This is a genomic window from Streptomyces sp. RP5T (assembly GCF_003933965.1).
GTDB lineage: Bacteria > Actinomycetota > Actinomycetes > Streptomycetales > Streptomycetaceae > Streptomyces.
This window is the reverse complement of sequence record NZ_RSAJ01001238.1, coordinates 1-640: the sequence shown is the minus strand read 5'-3', so window position 1 is coordinate 640 and position 640 is coordinate 1. Positions and strand designations below refer to the sequence as shown.

1 protein-coding gene is annotated in these 640 nt (G+C 73.6%); it reads right to left on the bottom strand.

Translation table 11 applies throughout. The features are described 5' to 3' along the window. A partial coding sequence (locus EHS43_RS45615; RefSeq protein ID WP_260471041.1) for a pyridoxal-dependent decarboxylase occupies positions 1–640 on the bottom strand: 640 nt, incomplete at both ends.

The following is a 640-nucleotide window of genomic DNA, read 5'->3' as shown; positions in this document are numbered from 1 at the left end:
GCCGAGGACGGCGCGGCCGTCGGTGAGGAGTTGTCGGCGTACGGCGGCCACGGTGTCGTCGGTGGCGCCCGCGGGCCGGAACAGGACCGTGCCGATGGTGGGCGGGGCGTGGAGTTCGAACCCGGGGTGCCGGTCGACGAGTTCCGCGAACTCCTGTGCCTGTGCGCAGACGCGGTCCACGAGGTGGCCGAGTCCTGTGCGGCCCAGGGTCTTCAGGGTGACGGCGATCTTGAGGACGTCGGGGCGGCGGGTGGTGCGCAGGGAGCGGCCGAGGAGGTCGGGGAGGCCGGCTTCGGTGTCGTCGTCGGCGTTGAGGTAGTCGGCCCGGTGGTTCAGGGCGGCGAGGTCGTGTCCGTCGCGTACGGCGAGGAGTCCCGCGGCGACCGGCTGCCAGCCGAGTTTGTGTAGGTCGAGGGTCACGGTGTCGGCTGCGGCGAGTCCGTCGAGCCGCGCTCGGTGCCGGGGGCTGAAGAGGAGCGCGCCGCCGTAGGCCGCGTCGATGTGCAGGCGTGCGCCGCGTCGGGCGCACAGGGCGGCGATCTCGGGGAGGGGGTCGATGAGGCCGGCGTCGGTGGTGCCGGCGGTGGCGGCGATGAGCAGCGGTTCTGGTGGGAGTGTTTCCAGGGTTGCGGGGCCGAGG